General features: G+C 47.0%; 19 protein-coding genes. 3 read left to right on the top strand and 16 right to left on the bottom strand.

What is annotated here, in order from left to right:
• Nucleotides 1-128 precede the first annotated feature (128 nt).
• The gene (locus tag ACR2PX_RS28930; protein WP_434002819.1) at nt 129-365 is read left to right on the top strand and encodes a DNA/RNA non-specific endonuclease; all 237 of its coding nucleotides are present in this window, start codon (nt 129-131) and stop codon (nt 363-365) included.
• Nucleotides 366-536: 171 nt separating this feature from the next.
• On the opposite strand, the gene ACR2PX_RS28925 is transcribed toward ACR2PX_RS28930, so the two are convergent.
• The 9 genes from ACR2PX_RS28925 to ACR2PX_RS28885 all read right to left on the bottom strand — a co-directional run bounded on the left by ACR2PX_RS28925 (nt 537) and on the right by ACR2PX_RS28885 (nt 8,095).
• Entirely contained in the window at nt 537-806 is a 270-nt protein-coding gene (locus tag ACR2PX_RS28925; protein ID WP_434002817.1) for a hypothetical protein, read from the bottom strand.
• Between the two features lie 79 nt (nt 807-885).
• Nucleotides 886-1,497 (bottom strand): hypothetical protein, encoded by a 612-nt coding sequence (locus ACR2PX_RS28920; RefSeq protein ID WP_434002816.1) that lies wholly within the window; start codon nt 1,495-1,497, stop codon nt 886-888.
• Nucleotides 1,498-1,629: 132 nt separating this feature from the next.
• The gene (locus ACR2PX_RS28915; protein ID WP_434002815.1) at nt 1,630-2,085 is read right to left on the bottom strand and encodes an NUDIX hydrolase; all 456 of its coding nucleotides are present in this window, start codon (nt 2,083-2,085) and stop codon (nt 1,630-1,632) included.
• 74 nt (nt 2,086-2,159) lie between these two features.
• Nucleotides 2,160-2,480 carry a hypothetical protein gene (locus ACR2PX_RS28910; RefSeq protein ID WP_434002814.1) on the bottom strand — a complete coding sequence of 107 codons (321 nt, stop codon included), beginning with the start codon at nt 2,478-2,480 and terminating at the stop codon, nt 2,160-2,162.
• Between the two features lie 34 nt (nt 2,481-2,514).
• Nucleotides 2,515-3,237: a helix-turn-helix transcriptional regulator gene (locus ACR2PX_RS28905; RefSeq protein WP_434002813.1), complete on the bottom strand. Its 723-nt coding sequence runs from the start codon at nt 3,235-3,237 to the stop codon at nt 2,515-2,517.
• A gap of 186 nt (nt 3,238-3,423) precedes the next feature.
• Nucleotides 3,424-4,050 carry an NUDIX hydrolase gene (locus ACR2PX_RS28900; protein ID WP_434002812.1) on the bottom strand — a complete coding sequence of 209 codons (627 nt, stop codon included), beginning with the start codon at nt 4,048-4,050 and terminating at the stop codon, nt 3,424-3,426.
• Between the two features lie 63 nt (nt 4,051-4,113).
• Nucleotides 4,114-5,172 carry an AI-2E family transporter gene (locus tag ACR2PX_RS28895; RefSeq protein ID WP_434002811.1) on the bottom strand — a complete coding sequence of 353 codons (1,059 nt, stop codon included), beginning with the start codon at nt 5,170-5,172 and terminating at the stop codon, nt 4,114-4,116.
• A 107-nt stretch (nt 5,173-5,279) separates the two neighbouring features.
• On the bottom strand, nt 5,280-6,479 hold the full coding sequence (locus ACR2PX_RS28890) for a hypothetical protein (RefSeq protein WP_434002810.1): 1,200 nt from the start codon (nt 6,477-6,479) through the stop codon (nt 5,280-5,282).
• A 119-nt stretch (nt 6,480-6,598) separates the two neighbouring features.
• On the bottom strand, nt 6,599-8,095 hold the full coding sequence (locus ACR2PX_RS28885; RefSeq protein ID WP_434002809.1) for a carboxypeptidase M32: 1,497 nt from the start codon (nt 8,093-8,095) through the stop codon (nt 6,599-6,601).
• 401 nt (nt 8,096-8,496) lie between these two features.
• On the opposite strand from ACR2PX_RS28885, the gene ACR2PX_RS28880 reads away from it, so the two are divergent.
• Nucleotides 8,497-9,378, top strand: a complete 882-nt coding sequence (locus ACR2PX_RS28880; RefSeq protein ID WP_434002808.1) for a tetratricopeptide repeat protein — start codon at nt 8,497-8,499, stop codon at nt 9,376-9,378.
• A gap of 108 nt (nt 9,379-9,486) precedes the next feature.
• Here ACR2PX_RS28880 and ACR2PX_RS28875 read toward each other — a convergent pair whose 3' ends face one another.
• From ACR2PX_RS28875 to ACR2PX_RS28850, 6 genes are all read right to left on the bottom strand, one after another.
• Nucleotides 9,487-9,945, bottom strand: a complete 459-nt coding sequence (locus ACR2PX_RS28875) for an Hsp20 family protein (protein WP_434002807.1) — start codon at nt 9,943-9,945, stop codon at nt 9,487-9,489.
• A 165-nt stretch (nt 9,946-10,110) separates the two neighbouring features.
• Entirely contained in the window at nt 10,111-10,857 is a 747-nt protein-coding gene (locus ACR2PX_RS28870; protein ID WP_434002806.1) for a sulfite exporter TauE/SafE family protein, read from the bottom strand.
• Nucleotides 10,858-10,865: 8 nt separating this feature from the next.
• Nucleotides 10,866-11,372, bottom strand: a complete 507-nt coding sequence (locus ACR2PX_RS28865; RefSeq protein WP_434002805.1) for an 8-oxo-dGTP diphosphatase — start codon at nt 11,370-11,372, stop codon at nt 10,866-10,868.
• A gap of 171 nt (nt 11,373-11,543) precedes the next feature.
• On the bottom strand, nt 11,544-12,209 hold the full coding sequence (locus tag ACR2PX_RS28860; protein ID WP_434002804.1) for a hypothetical protein: 666 nt from the start codon (nt 12,207-12,209) through the stop codon (nt 11,544-11,546).
• Nucleotides 12,210-12,351: 142 nt separating this feature from the next.
• Nucleotides 12,352-13,023 carry a metallophosphoesterase gene (locus ACR2PX_RS28855; protein ID WP_434002803.1) on the bottom strand — a complete coding sequence of 224 codons (672 nt, stop codon included), beginning with the start codon at nt 13,021-13,023 and terminating at the stop codon, nt 12,352-12,354.
• Nucleotides 13,024-13,078: 55 nt separating this feature from the next.
• A complete protein-coding gene (locus tag ACR2PX_RS28850) occupies nt 13,079-14,440 on the bottom strand; it encodes a hypothetical protein (RefSeq protein ID WP_434002802.1) in 1,362 nt (453 codons plus the stop codon).
• A gap of 235 nt (nt 14,441-14,675) precedes the next feature.
• Here ACR2PX_RS28850 and ACR2PX_RS28845 point away from each other — a divergent pair, with 235 nt between their 5' ends.
• Entirely contained in the window at nt 14,676-14,846 is a 171-nt protein-coding gene (locus ACR2PX_RS28845; protein WP_434002801.1) for a hypothetical protein, read from the top strand.
• A gap of 54 nt (nt 14,847-14,900) precedes the next feature.
• Here the strand turns inward: ACR2PX_RS28845 and ACR2PX_RS28840 are convergent.
• On the bottom strand, nt 14,901-15,002 hold a 102-nt coding region (locus ACR2PX_RS28840; RefSeq protein ID WP_434002818.1), incomplete at its 5' end, for a transposase.

Below are 15,002 nucleotides of genomic sequence, written 5' to 3'. Positions count from 1 at the left end.
CATTCTGGGACTATCTGACAGACAGGTTAACAGGCAGTGGCTCGTTTCCAAGGCTGACGGACTTGATTGAAAAAGCTTCTCACATACTACCTTGTGGGCTTTGCAGCAGTTATTAAGAAGCTACCAGAATACCTTCTGCCTACTTCAAGGTAGTGGCAACGATCAACAGTCGGGGCGGGATAGAAGCTTCAGGTTTTATCATGGAACAGACAGCAGGACGCAGGGACAATTACTGTCGGACGGAAGTGGCGATTGACGAAATTGAACATCGAACGTCTTTGAATTTTTTCCCCGGACTCCCTGTCTATAAGGAGAATGCGGTTGAGAATCGCACCGGAGGGCTTTCTAATTCACTGGGCTGTTAGTAAGTAGACTGGGACACAAGGATGTGTTCATAAATCTTTAAGGGAAATTAAATGACTTTCTAATTAATTTATATTTGTGATCTAATAAATTTTAGCTAGCTGGCAAGTATCAATTAAGTCAATGATGTTCGGAAATTACAGCAAAAGATTTCCATACAGCATGTATAAGAATTAGAAGTTTTCTCCAGCAATCATTTGCCCATCAACTTTAATTTGAAGCTGCACATTAAAGATGGCATAGGCAAAAACTTCAATATTTCTCTCTGTACCGGCAATATCAATGGTTGCTGCCATGAATGGAACTTCTTTTTTTAAGGCAAAAATACTGTTGTTAGTGGCTATTACTTTTCCTTCATAAAGTAGCTTAGCACCACTAAACCAAGTGTTTTCTACAGAGAAGCGGCTTCCCTCAAATTGACCAGTAATTACTTTTTTTGGCATTGACGTTCTCCTTGTCATAACCGTTATTTTTATAAAAACCCGTACATAATGGCAAACACATTATGTACGAAATCAGGTATCAAGCCGAGTGACTACTGGGTTCGGAACGACCTGAGCCAAAGAGAAGCTTTTCTGAAATAAGACTAGCGATAGCCATGGCCACAACCAGTGACACAAGGTAGAAAGCTACGATATTGAGAGCGGGAACCGTAAAATTCAGGCTTTTGGAAACGCCCAGAATGATAGGGAACAGCCAGGAAACAAAAGATACCGTACCGATTTGAGTCATGACTTTCAGTTCGGATCTGGACAGGGACTCAGTAAGAGTTTTGCCAATGCAGGCTTTCAGTTTTGGCAAAATCCGGGTGTGAATAAAATAACCGTTGATACTGAGAACAGTGACAATAAAGGTTTTTGCCCAGACTTTCTCATTGGTCAGGTTTTCGGGTGCCCACAGGTAGTAGTAGGCGACAAATGCCAGTCCTGAGAACCAGAGCAGCAGAATACCGACCAGTACGAATTTGGAGACAAATTCAATGATCTGGTATTTTTCCGGGGTCACATCCTTGCGACTGTGCTTAAGCAGAAATCCATCCAAAACCCAGGCTCCACCGACGCCAAAGGCCAGACCTGCCAGGTGAACAAAAGTGATTAACGACTTCAGGTTAGTAAGATTGAAAAGTACATCCATGACTGATAACTCCATTTTTCTAATTGTTAAATCTTTTTATTTCGGCTGTTGGTTATCGTCTTCTCAAGGCATAGCAGTCCTCACTGGATTGGCAGGGTTGAAAGGATGGAAAGTGATCGAAAATCACTTAAGTCAAAGAGAAAGGTCAATCTTCATCAGATCGGACGGAGTACTTTCCAGAAAATACTTCCAGACATGCTGATAGAGATGTTTCTGATTCGGGAAAGGCACAAGCTTTATGGCTTCCTGGAGCGAGCACCATCGGTAATCTGTGTGTTCAGGGTTCAATGTTACACGTTGATTCTTGTCGCAAAGCACGACAAAGGACGGAATGATCATAAACCGGTTTTTACCTGCTTCGTAAAACTGTTCAGAGTATTCAGCATTGTAGAGCTGGGTTGCCTGTATTCCGGTTTCCTCATGAAACTCGCGAATAATGGCTTGCCAGCCAGTTTCACTCTCTTCTATTTTCCCAGCCACATGACACCAGAATCCTTCTTTGGCTCTCTTAAGTAAGAGTATTTTGGGCTCTCCCTTAATTTCAGCAATGGCTACACCGGAAACAACGGACATGTTTACTGGGATCATAGTTTTCTCTGTAAGGCATTCAAGTAAGGCAGGAATGAACCAGCCAGGAGTAACTCAAGGCTGGCTTTGGTTTCTTAACTGATTCTGGACCAGAACGTCATATCGACAGTGTCGTGATTCAGTAATTCCAGGTAGCGTTGTGTGACTTCATTGTGAAGCCACATATCGCAAATTTCTTCTGCTTTTTCCTGGGTGGTGGCAATGGCAACATCAGCGTATTGTCCGTCTTTGCCCTTTAGTAGAAAATGCGCCAGAAGCTCTTTCTGTTCTGACAGAAACTGCTGATCGACTTCTTTTGAAAGCGCTATTAATTGTTCTTCAGTGACACCATCCCGAAGCCGGAAAGTGGCAAACTCCATACCCATAAAGTCAGACGTTGATGGTCGATAGATCATGGTTCTCTCCTGTGATAGAGAGATTATTCTTGGACTAGTCTCCTGACAGCGTTGTGTCAGTCGCTTTTTGCATCGACTTGTTTTGCTGGTAGTGGATGTAATCTGCCTGACACACAGCATCAGGAAGTCTGGTGGTGGATGGGACGACTTTAAGAGATGTTATGCGATCAATCCTGAAGTCCCTATAGGCTTTCTTTTCACTGCACCAGCTCCCCAGTGTCCATTTGTTGCCCCAATAAAAGAGTCCTAAAGGGAACACAGTACGACTGGAGGTTTGCTCCGAAAGTGATTGATAGGAGAAGTTCACCCAATCTGCAGATTTAACCGATTCATGAAGTATTTCCCAGTGCTCAAAATCTATTGGCTGTCTATGTTCACCGGGTATTCTTATATATCTCTTATTCCCTGATGAATCGGAATAGTCTTGGGCGAGTGCCGCTTCAATTTTATTGAGTAATGACGAGGATGCTTTGCTGAAAGCGGGCCCGGTCCAGGAAGCGACCATATTCACGCCCACAATCAGGGCTTCCAGCTCTTCTTCTGTCAGTTGTAAAGGTGGAAGCTCGAAGCCTTCTGACAGCCTGTAACCAATACCCGCTTCGCCATAAACCGGAATACCTGAAACTGAGAGGTCATCTATATAGCGATAGACAGTCCGTTCGGAAACCGAGAGTTTTTCCGCCAACTCTTTCGCCGTGATGGGCTGATGCGCTCTCAAAATATTGGTGAGTTGGAAAAGTCGGTCCGATTTCCGCATGAAATTAAGGCAATTCTCAGTCTGGAAGGAACATCAGAGACAGGAGGCTTATGATTCAGGCACGCTACCGCCTGAGAAGTTGACTGTTTTATAAACAGTCGTGCCGGGTTCCTTGGCACAATGTCAGCATCCTGCTTTTAGGCGACATAGTGCCAGTAATCTCTGGGAAATGGTAGGTGTAACTACCTATTTGTCGAATTCGGTAGGCAGGTCTCTATTTCCATGGTGTTGTTTCAGCAAAGTAATGTCCGAAGCAATGGTTCTTCCCTGAGAAAGAGTCGGTAGCTGGCTCAGGTCAAAAAAGTCTACTTCTGATATTTCAATATTGGCGGTTGGGCTGCCGCCTTTCAGTTCGCACAGAAACAGCATTTTAATCAGGTGATGAGGGTTTCTTGGATGATAGGGATGTTTATGGACATCTCTTACAGCAACCAGCTTCTGGGCTTTGACAATATACCCGGACTCTTCCAGAGCTTCCCGTTCTGCTCCCAGAGCAGGGGATTCACAGACATCAGCCCAGCCACCCGGCAGGGCCCAGCAATCATCAGAGCGCTCCCGGACCAGCAGAATACGACCTTCATGAAAAACCCCGGCCCGAATGTCCAGCTTGGGGGTGGTATAACCGGTTTCAGGAAGGAAAAAGTGATCGACCTGTTCGGTGGGAGCCCCTGTCAGAAGCGCTGTCATTTCATGAGCAATGCTTTGCAGCTGATGATATCGCTCGAGGTCAAAGCCACCGTCGGTATAGGTAATTCCGTTTTGAGCTATAGCCCTGATTTGTTCAGCCCAGTCTATCCATGGGTTTTTTTGCATGGTGTTCTGCCTGTCTATTGATGAATCTGTTTACTGTAATACACAGTCGGCTGAAGCTGCGGATTATTTTGTCTGTTCAGCCTCCACTTCTGCTTTCGGTCGACCAGAACCGAGTAGAGCTGCGAATCGACGGCTACCCGGTGAGGACTCCAGTAGAATTTTAATGCTGATGGTCAGGGGAACAGAGAGCAGCATGCCAATGGGACCCAGTAACCAGCCCCAGATCAGCAATGATAAAAAGACGACCATAGGAGAAAGGCCGAGTCCCTTACCCAATATCCGGGGTTCGAGAATATTACCGATCACCACATTGATCGCGAAGTAACCCGCAGACACAAACAGGGCTTCAGAGAAACCGAGTTGGAGCAGAGTGATCAGAATGCCGGGAATAGCCGCCAATATAGAACCAATATTGGGGATAAAGTTCAGGGCAAAAGCCAGAATACCGCCCAGCAGATAAAAGTTGACCCCACGTGACCAGAGCAGCAATGCAACCAGTAAGCCTGTGACCAAACTGATGGCTGTCTTCAGGGCCACATAGCGGTTGACCGAAGACACGAACCTTTCCAGATCTTTAAGTTGCTGTTCCGGATTGGACATGGAACGGACCAGTTTATTTCTAAGCAGGGGCGCCTCTGCCAGCATGAAAATAACCGTCAGAAAAATCAGGAATACATAGCTGGTGGCACTCCCCATATGAGTCAGCATGGAGGTCAGAAAACCAAACAGTGAGGAAGTGTCCAGAGGCTCCGTCATGGAGGTCAGATCCAGGTTAATACTTCGACGGGCCAGCTTTTCAGTAATCTGGTGAATAATATCGATGGTTTGCTGCTTATAGCCGGGAAGGGCTTTGGCAAACTCTTGCAAAGCGCTGCCAATGGCCGTAACGATCATGAGAATGGCGACAATCAGCACTGAAACCACAACAAAAATGCCCAGTATTCTTGGGATACGCAGTCGGCTCAGCGCGTTAATACCGGGGTTGAGTAATATCGCCAGAAAGTAGGAGAACAGCAGGGGAGACAATATTTCGCTGCCCAGGCGGATACCGGCAAGAATGATCACCAGTGCCGCCGCTATTATGATGTAGCGGCTGCTATTGTGTAATTCGGTTAGTTGCATGGTAGCTGTTGCTGGCTGTTATTTTGTTGAGGGTGGGGTTTGTTATGGCCGACAGAGTACACTGACTCCTGATGCATGTCGTATGAATTTTTAAAATAACAGGACGCTCACTGAGTAGCGGGTTCGAGTTTAATGGCTCCATCGAGTTTTGGTGGTTCAACTCCTGCGCTGAATTCTGTTTCTTCTTCTTCATCAATCCTGTCAAGTGCCTTATTGAGTTGAGAGTCGGTTTTCAAAAGATCTGTATTGACCACTGGGCTTATATCAATGGTTGTCTGGAGCATGATATTTTCAGTCTGTCGTGTGTCTCCTCCCCCCACTTCCTCCAGAGGAGAGCCCTGAAACTTCACTTTGGGCTGTTTTGGATCTTTGCCTTGAGGCTTTGATCTGACGGCATCTTTGGACGTTTTAATTCCCCAGCAAACCCAGCAAACCCAGCAGAGTGCAGTAGCCAAAACAATATCGATGACGATGTAAACGAACCCAATCGTAGAAATGATATAGATAGCCGTAGTATTTGAAATTACAGGGCCCTTGTCCGTTTCCGGAGCGATAGTAGTATTGGTGAAATTGCCGTATTCATCGGTGACATGATTGATCGAACGAACCAGTCTTTGTTGGTGCACTACGTAGTCTGGAGGGTCATCCAATAGTTCATTCAGGCAGGTAATGCCGGTTTCATCATCGCACTCATTTTCCAACAGATTCAGATACTTTTGGGCTGCAGTTGCTTTAGCATTTCGTTTTTCTGATCGATGAAGGCTAACTGATTGATCTCGTAGCCGGTATTCAAATGTGTTGCCATGATTATCGGTGACTACGACCTGAGTGAATCCTTTTCCTGTTGGAGCAACATCTGTCAGGGTCAGAGTGTAGTGCTGCTGGAGTTGATCCAGATCCACCAGCCGGTTATTCAGATGTTCAACCATAAAGGGTAAAGTCGTTTTGTTCTGGTAGCCCTGCAGAGGAGCAAAACCGGATTCCAGGTAGTTCATGAGCGCCTGAACCTGCTGACTGTTCAGTGGCTCGGTATCTGGGTCGTAGCGCAGAAGGTTATTATCATCCTGTTTAAGGGACACATCCTTTGAGGGAACGGTAGGAAGCCGTTTAAGGTCTTTCATCCAGTCAAGCTGTAACGTCCATTGCAACAGTTCGCCATCGGGAGTGTACAGAAGGATGGTGGGAGGCAGTCCAGGGGTAAGAGAGGGATGTACTCTCAGAAGAAAGCTGGGTTGAGCTTGAACTATGGAATGAAAGCTGAGAACGAACGAAAAACAGATGCCTGACAACAGTTGTCTGAACGACACAATCTGTACCTGAAAATACTTAAACCTCACATAAAAATAGCTAATATCAGACGGCTGTCCAGTAAACCTGAACCCGACTTCAATTCAAGTAGGTTCAGGCCATTCAAGGGAAGGTGAAATCAGGAAGTCAGGTATCGGCTCAGAATGTGTTGCTTAAAGTGGTCTGCATTCAGTGGTTCTCCGGTAGCCTGGGTATAAAGCTCATGGGTTTCCAGTTTGCTGCCTTGTTGCCAGATGTTATCTGTTAACCAACTGAAGACAGGTTCCAGATCACCGTTTGAGATGCGATTCTCTACATCGGGTAGCTGTCGTTTAACAGTAGAGAACTGCTGGGCTGCATACATGGCCCCAAGGGTATAGCTCGGGAAGTAGCCAAAAGCCCCCATAGGCCAATGAATGTCCTGCATGCAGCCAATGCTGTGATTATCGCCGGTGGACAAGCCAAGGTAAGCCTGCATCTTTTCATCCCAGACTTGGGGCAGGTCATCTACCTGAAGGTCACCTTCAATCAGCGCCTTCTCGATTTCATAGCGCAGGATGACATGCATGGGATAACTGATTTCGTCAGCGTCAACACGAATAAAGCCTGGCTTTACCCGGTTGTAGATTTTCTCAAGGTTGGTTTGACTGAAACGCTTATCTTCCTGATTTTCAGTCAGGTGTTTAACGATCAGAGGCCTGATCAGTTGCAGGAATGCAGGGCTGCGACCCAGCTGCATTTCAAAGAACAGGCTTTGACCTTCATGAACCCCCATGGAACGATAGGAGCCCAGCGGGAGAGCTCGCAAATCTTCAGGCAGGTTCTGATTATAACGGGCATGCCCTGTTTCATGGATGGTGCCCATCAGGGATTCAACAAAGTCTGCTTCGTTATAGCGGGTCGTGAGACGGACATCTTCTGGAACGCCACCGCAAAATGGATGAATACTGACGTCCAGTCGGCCATGATTAAAGTCAAAACCCAGCAGTTTCATTACATCCAGCCCAAGGGCTTTTTGATTTTCTGTGGGGTAGTGACCCTGGCTGACTATCAGCGAATCATTTTGTTGCTGTTCAACCACTGTCTGCAGTGTTTCAGGTAGCCAGCTTTTGAGATTACCAAACAGTACATCCAGCTCACTGGACGTCATGCCAGGCTCATAAAGCTCTAACATCGCATCGTAGCCTTTTGCACCGGATGCGGCTGCGCGGATGCTGGCTTCTTCCCGGGCCAGCTTAACCACTTCTTTCAGATTTGCAGAGAAGCTTTTCCAGTCGTTTTCAGGACGCTGGGTTCGCCAGGCGTGTTCACACTTTGAGCTGGCCAGAGACTGAGCCTTGACCAGGTCAGCCGGCATAACGGAAGCTTTTCTCCAGCTCCGTTCCATTTCCCTGATGGAACGTTGAGTGACTAAGTCATCAGCACTTTCCCCGGCCTCTTTGATCCACTGGCCTACCTGCTCCTCAGTCAGTAGTTCGTGCATCAGACTGGACAGTTCAGCCAATGCTTCTGAGCGAGCCTGATTGCCTCCGGAAGGCATCATGGCGGACTGATCCCAGCGGGTAATGGCAGACAGATGTTGAAAACGGTAAAGCTTGTTGAAACGTTCTACCAGTCGGTTATAGGCCTGGATCATTGTTCCGGTTCCATTGTTTTGGTTATTGTTACGGTTACATTCTGTCGAGCAACCACCTCGAGCTTCAATAAGAAATTATGTTAAAGCCCGTGATAGCTGCGTTTACGGCTTATGGCCGTTGGCAGAGTGAAGCTCCAACCAATACAGGATGGGATTATCCTATACTAGTACTCCATTTCCCGTCGGCCTTTCATTGTAGCGATGAATCATTAGCCTGAATATGGCCTTTCAATCAGTGTTGATTGAAGGGAGCCTCTGGGCCGGTTGACCAATATATGATAGCTGCCAGTAGCCCTGGTTGGGGTGAGATGGAGTTTGTATCCATGCCAATGCCGTTGTTTCTGACAATTAAGAATCATTGTTTTCACACATTTAAAGCAAAATTTCTGGTGCTTTTGTGCGTGACTTTTTTTACCTGTTCTGCGGTGAGTCAGGTACAAATGTCCGATGATGAGTCGGCTATCTGTCAAAAATTGCAGCCCCCCAAAGACAAACCTGAGCAGCTGGTAGACTGGTTGCTGCAAAATGATTTCAAACTGAAGCAGGAGGGTTGTTGGCAGACTCACATCCGGCTGGGCACCCGGGGAATGGAAGACGCGGGAATGCAGTCACGCTTTCTCGATCGTGCCCGGATTGCCCTGAATGTCGCATCCAGTTACTTCTATCTGGGCGATTATGACAATTGTCGCAAACTGGCTGAAGAAGCCAGTAACTATGCCCGCGAGCACAAGGACTGGAAAGAATACATTACCAGCCTTTATCTGCTGTCAGGGGTATCCAGAGCTCAGGGCCGTAAGGAGGCGGTTTACTTCGCTGAGAAAGGCATGGAAGAGTTAAAGAAACACCAGCCAAATGATCGGTATCTCAAGGCTAAGATTCTGTATAACCTGGGTGGGGCGCTCAGTGATTTGGCTGAACCGGATCTGGATCGTGCCCGAATAGCAATGATGGAATCCCATACACTTTATCATGAGCTGAATAATCAGTACGAAATAGTCCGCTCCGGTTTAAGGCTGGCGAGAATTGATTACCTTAAAGGTGAATACATCAGTGCCCTGGCGGTCATTCAGTCGGTGGAAGTTCATCTTGAGAGGCCGCGCTCCCGTATGTTGTATCGCTATATGATGGCGAAAATTCTTCATCGTATGAAGAAGTGGGACAGAGCCAAAACAGAAGCTCTGGAGTCACTGGCGTGGGCAGATCGTCTGAATGCCAAAGTGGATGAGGAAAGGACAAGAGTCTTGCTGGGTGCGATTGATAACAAGACCTTTGTCAAAGATTAAGCGGGTTGTTGTTCTCAGTCAGGCTAAACAATGGGGTTAAACCTTTGTTACACAAAAAGGAGCAGGCCTTACGGCGGGCTCCCTGTATGACTATGGACGTTTTTTCTCTCAGGCGGTTTCAGTGTCCAGCAGTTGCTGCTTGCCAATATTGATCTTTCTTGGCTTCATGGCTTCCGGGATTTCCCGATCCAGCTCAATATGCAGCAGTCCATTATCCATGCTGGCTCCCGTCACCTTGACGTAGTCTGCCAGTTGGAAACGGCGCTCAAAGTTGCGCTCGGCAATGCCTTGGTAGAGGTATTTACGCTCCGGTCCGGAGGTGTCTTTTTTACTCTGGATCAGGAGTACATTGTCGCGGGCTTCAATATCCAGCTCTTCTTCTGAAAAGCCTGCAATCGCCATGGTGATGCGATACCGGTTGTCGTCCAGTAATTCGATGTTGTAAGGAGGGTAACTGTTCTGCTTTGCCTGCTGGGTTCCGGTCATGTTCTCAAGCATGTGAGCCACACGATCAAAGCCGATTGCGGAACGGTACAGGGGAGTGAAGTCTAAATCGATGCTACGCATGATCATATCCTCTTAGGAGCAATATGTTGTTTAAATGACCTTTCGTTCGAACAGGTCGTTGTCAGTGACGATCCTCATTTGAGCCATCGTCGTATTTATAGATAAGGGCACATTTCAGTTTTCCAACCGTTGGTACCCAAAAAAATTCTATTTTCTCAGAAAGGATTAGAGAACATCGATCAGGAGCTTGATACCCGTAAGAAAAAGACTGACGTACAGAATCTGATAAAAAAAGTCAGTCGAGACCGTTTTAACCATTTTCATTCCGAGCCAGACACTCAGAGGGCAAATAGGCAGTAACAATGATGAAAGCAGGAGGTTCTCTGCAGTGAATTGGCCCGGGATGGCATAGGCTGGCAATTTAACCAGGTTAAGCGCACCGAAAAAAATGGCCATAGTGCCTGCCAGAAATTCTTTCTGTAACTTCAGTGGCAGCATATAAATGCTCAGAGGAGGCCCACCGGAATGAATTCCGAAGCTGGTAAACCCGCCTACGGTTGACCAGAAGACACCAGCCAGTTTTCCGGGTTTTCGGGGTGGCCGAAAGTAGTGGCCAAACCATTGATTCAGGCAGAACAGAATGGCGATCACACCAATCATGCCCCTGATCGCCTGTTCACTCAAAGATGCAAAAACCATCAGGCCAAGAAAAATGCCGAATAAACCTGGAAGTATGATGACTTTAAAGACGGACCAGTCAATATGATGTCGCCAGCCCCAGATGGCAAACCCGTCCATGACCAGTAGAAGAGGCAGCAGAATGGCTGCGGCCTGAACAGGAGGCATTGTTAAAGACATAAGGGGTACTGAAATCATGCCCAGAGCACTGCCCATACCGCCTTTACTAAGTCCGGTAATGATGACTGCAGGAATAGCAGTTATAAAAAAGGACAGTTCCGGTAATGACAACATGTTTGAAATCAGGAAAGCATTTCGATTTCGTAATCCAGCATGGTGTCCTTGTCGAACAGGTATCGACCTATGAAGTTCTTTTTCTTCAACAACAGGGGCAGCCAGCAGCGATCATCTTCCCACATCTCATCGTAGGGAATGTCGTTGACATGGAACCACAGGGGAATGGCTTCGTCAGTTTCCTCCGGGATACCGTCATAGTCGGTAGCAGCAAAGGCATAAACATGAATGGAGTAACCATCGACAAACTGGAACAGGCATTCACCATGAAAGTCCATATTCAGCGGGGTGATTTTAAGTTCTTCCTGAACTTCTCGCACAGCGCACTCCAGAGTCGTTTCACCTTCTTCCATGCGACCGCCAGGCCCGTTGATTTTACCCGCTCCCAGCCCTCGTTTTTTGCGAATTAAAAGAATATGGTCTTCTTTAATCACGAACGTCAGGGTGGCAGGATCCTGGGCTTTCCAGTTTTCCCAGTCGATGTCGGAAAGTGATCGGGCGGCTATGGGCTGCATGTCGGGCTCTGCTTTGTCGATATCACAAAGACTTCAGTATAAGGCAGAGCTGAAAGAGATCGGGGATTAATTTTCCAGATGTGATGTTTCGATTGAGTCAGGATTCCTGACAGTAGGATGCGGGGTTGATACGGTCGGCTAAGTCCGACAGACTCCTAGGGGGAACTTGTTTTAGGGGGAGCTTGTTTGTGAGCTTAGCCCTGTCACTATTTCTTGATAAAGTGTCATATCTAATGAGGTCTTATAATATTCTCTTGCGGTTTTACCTTGCTCCCAGCCCCATTCATCTCCAAAAAGCTTAACGCCATTGACGGCCGACAGCACATAGGATCCGAACCATGCCTGCCAGTATTCATGGGCTTTTTCAGGACCCTCAGTATGCATCTTCAAAAAATAGTAAAATGCGGCCTTATAAGACACTGAGTAATAAAATTTGTAGATCATAGCGTCGATTGCAGTACCGGCCAGAACGACAAATGCCCTCTTTCCTCTGCTATAGCCCCCTGTCTTGAAAACCATCAGTGAGAGCGAAAAGTTAATCAGCGCTCTCCCATAGAAAGGATCGTAATTCACTCCTGAAAGGGCATAACTTAAATCCTTGAGCTCCTCTGAGGTGCATATTAGAGATCTTCGGTGACAGTGGTGGCTGATTTCTGATAACCCGTGCCTGATCTCATACGACAAGTCGGTGTTTTTCAGGGTGTCTCCAAGGTACCCAATGTTTGCAATATATTGCAGCAAATCTACCCATTTTTTCTCGTTATACAGGCACTTCTTCTCTGTATCAGAGGGCTCATAGCTATCTGCCACACACTGAAAGCCAAAGAACATGGTCATTATTATTGCTACGGCATGGAGATGGTTTCTCAAGCTCAGCCCTCGTTAAAGCTTAATTAACTTTCTGGTTCTGATAAGAAGTACCAACAACCAGTAAAGATAGGGCAGAGAGGTCGGCTGTAAAGCAGAAATAATACAGTCGTTAATGATTGCTAAGTTGTGATAGAGGTAGCAAAGTCAGTGTTTTGGACTGGAAAGCCCCGGTATCAATAAAGTGGGTATTTCCTAAAGTCAGTGGACTGTCGACAATAGTATGACCACAGATAATATGGTCTACATCTTCGACCTGATCGGTATTTCCTGTCTGTACTTTAGTTCTCGACCACATCAACAGCCGGGTCAATTCGGGGTCATTGGCAATGCTGTCCGGATTCCATTGTTTCAGTGGATATTCCGCATGACAGATAGCTACTCTGTTTCCGTTTGATTGCTCAACGAGTATCAAGCAGGGCAGAGTATCTACCCAGTTGGCATACTCCAGCATTTTTTCGGTAGAAACTTTAAGGTGCCAATGACCGCCATTGAGAACCCAGTCTGCCAGAATGTCTGAAGACTCAGGATTGCGGGCAATGGTTCTCAGGGTATCTTCATGATTGCCGCAAACGGGATGGAACCAGGGTTCATGAATCAGGGCCAGGCAGCCAGGTGAATCGGGACCCCGGTCAATGAGATCGCCAACACTGAAGCAGCGATCCACCTCGAAATCAAAATCCACACGGCTCAGGGTATCGAACAGCAAATCATACATACCGTGAAGATCACCGATTGCGAAATCCCTGCCTGATAGATTAGGTCCGAAGGTTTGAAGAAACATGATAGCTCCTTTGCAGTCCCTTGCTTGTGGACTTCGCCAGCAGATACTGGTGTGACTAAGATTCTTTCAGAGTTGCCAGACCCGTTTTTGGATCAATCTGTATCTTGGGTTGTGCTTTCTTGAGCAGAGTATGAACCTGTTTATCATTCGCCAGAACTCTGAATGACAGTGGTGTACTTTCAGGCAGCTCGCCCATGTTTCTTGACTGGGCAGCGGTATCCAGAGCGTTCAGATAAAACGGCAAAACCTTATCTACTGTTTCGGCCAGATTGCTGAGAATCAAAGCGTTGGCAAACAGGGCAGGCGCATAAGTGGGCGTGGCATAAACGGTGGTCTGAAGCTGTGACTGAACATGCTTGACCCAGCGTTTCTGTTGTTCTCTGGGCAGCTTTCTGAAAGCTATCAGTAACTGGCTACCCTCTTCAGGGGTGAACAACCTCATCATGGCGGCTAATGCCCCTAATGCCTGGATCTCCTGGGTAGACAGACCTTTGTAGTTCGAGAGCTTCAGCCACTGGGTACGTTCAATGAGATAAGAGGAAACAGGGTTGAAATCCGAATCTTTCTGCAGCTTGTCCAGCTCAGTTTTGATCTGGTTCATAGCCCGGTAGGTATTCTCTGTCAGGTACAGAGAGCCTTTAGCACTGGCGTGGCCTCTGAAACCAGCAATATTATCCACCCAGTAAGCGTACCAAAGGTTAAGGTCCTGGGGTTTCAGCTTGCCACTTTGAAAGCCTTTTTTCAGAGTGGTGTACATATTGAGAGAGCCTTCGTTGTACATCATGTGGCGCAGATGGCTGTCAGGCAGGAATACCACAGTGAATTTTTGACCGTCGGAATGATATTTCTTGGCAATTTCTTTCGCCAGCGGGTAAATGCTGGTGGCCTTTTCAGCCGTTGCTGCAAGGAACTGGGTGCTGTCTTCCGGTGGTTTTGTGCCTAACAGGACATAGGCTCGTTCTCTGGCAGTGGGTGACAGGGTGACTGCACTGATCAGCGCTGCAGCTGCCAGAGTATCGTAGGATTCATCATCCAGTCCGCGAATCAGTTCCGATAATTGATTAAAGTGCTGCTCAGTCAATACCGGCATATTCAGGTCTTTCTGAGGCAGAATAAACGCATCGTAATCTTCTTCTTTACCGGATCGCAGCAGCTGCAGAGCGTAGAGTCGTGACAGGGCCCGTGGAACTTCCCGGTGAATACTTGAGGGTAACCGGTCTGCCGACATCTCAGGAGTGATATTGGGATTGTCCAGAACCCAGCTGAGCTGCTCTATCTGGCTGCTGGTGATTTTCAGGTCCTTGCCATAGGTGACGCGTGCGTATTCTCTGACCAGATTGACCGCTTCACTGGCCTGTGGATTCAAACCAGGCAGAAATAGCAGAAACAGGAAAAGGGACTTTACCAGTGTTTTCATAGCTGAATGGGCTATTGGCTAAATGACTAAGCATAGCAATAGGCAAGGAATCTGCTGATAGGGGTCTGAGGTATGCAGCCATGGTCGATTGGCATGGATTTGGCGATGAATCATAAATCTATGGCTATATTGTGGTTTCAGAGCACGTTAATCGTAAAACTTTTCTAACAGTAACAATATCTTCCTATCTGCAATGAAAGCTTTCCTCTGCTGTTTATTAATAGGCATCGGTTTTTTGGGAAACTCTGGTTATTGCCTGGAGCATTACCAACTCCCAGGTGGTGTCTATGCCTATGACGAAGCGGGCAGTCAATACTGGCAGGGCGTCTCTCTGGACGGTTTTAACAGCCATCAAACCTCTATTCCGGGCAGTTATCTGGAGTCGTTGCAGATTCTTATCGGTTGAGCGTAAAACCCCGTACTTTGAGTGCGGGGTTGTAAGCTCGTCGGCGATAGCCGACTAATGCGGTGTTCTCTGCTGCTGAACGTACTGTTTGATGACTTCTATAGGAGCGCCACCGCAGCTTGCAGCAAAATAACTTGGACTCCATAGTGCCGAACG

This window comes from Endozoicomonas sp. (genome assembly GCF_051008435.1).
GTDB lineage: Bacteria > Pseudomonadota > Gammaproteobacteria > Pseudomonadales > Endozoicomonadaceae > Endozoicomonas_A.
Note: the sequence above shows the minus strand (reverse complement) of the source record. Positions and strands in the feature narration are given on the sequence as shown.

Coding starts and splice junctions, on each gene's coding strand:
- ACR2PX_RS28885 (WP_434002809.1), bottom strand. CDS start 8,095: ATGATCCAGGCCTATAACCGACTGGTAGAACGTTTCAACAAGCTTTAC.
- ACR2PX_RS28915 (WP_434002815.1), bottom strand. CDS start 2,085: ATGATCCCAGTAAACATGTCCGTTGTTTCCGGTGTAGCCATTGCTGAA.
- ACR2PX_RS28905 (WP_434002813.1), bottom strand. CDS start 3,237: ATGCGGAAATCGGACCGACTTTTCCAACTCACCAATATTTTGAGAGCG.
- ACR2PX_RS28895 (WP_434002811.1), bottom strand. CDS start 5,172: ATGCAACTAACCGAATTACACAATAGCAGCCGCTACATCATAATAGCG.
- ACR2PX_RS28860 (WP_434002804.1), bottom strand. CDS start 12,209: ATGACCATGTTCTTTGGCTTTCAGTGTGTGGCAGATAGCTATGAGCCC.
- ACR2PX_RS28865 (WP_434002805.1), bottom strand. CDS start 11,372: ATGCAGCCCATAGCCGCCCGATCACTTTCCGACATCGACTGGGAAAAC.
- ACR2PX_RS28920 (WP_434002816.1), bottom strand. CDS start 1,497: ATGGATGTACTTTTCAATCTTACTAACCTGAAGTCGTTAATCACTTTT.
- ACR2PX_RS28925 (WP_434002817.1), bottom strand. CDS start 806: ATGCCAAAAAAAGTAATTACTGGTCAATTTGAGGGAAGCCGCTTCTCT.
- ACR2PX_RS28875 (WP_434002807.1), bottom strand. CDS start 9,945: ATGCGTAGCATCGATTTAGACTTCACTCCCCTGTACCGTTCCGCAATC.
- ACR2PX_RS28900 (WP_434002812.1), bottom strand. CDS start 4,050: ATGCAAAAAAACCCATGGATAGACTGGGCTGAACAAATCAGGGCTATA.
- ACR2PX_RS28855 (WP_434002803.1), bottom strand. CDS start 13,023: ATGTTTCTTCAAACCTTCGGACCTAATCTATCAGGCAGGGATTTCGCA.
- ACR2PX_RS28910 (WP_434002814.1), bottom strand. CDS start 2,480: ATGATCTATCGACCATCAACGTCTGACTTTATGGGTATGGAGTTTGCC.
- ACR2PX_RS28850 (WP_434002802.1), bottom strand. CDS start 14,440: ATGAAAACACTGGTAAAGTCCCTTTTCCTGTTTCTGCTATTTCTGCCT.
- ACR2PX_RS28870 (WP_434002806.1), bottom strand. CDS start 10,857: ATGTTGTCATTACCGGAACTGTCCTTTTTTATAACTGCTATTCCTGCA.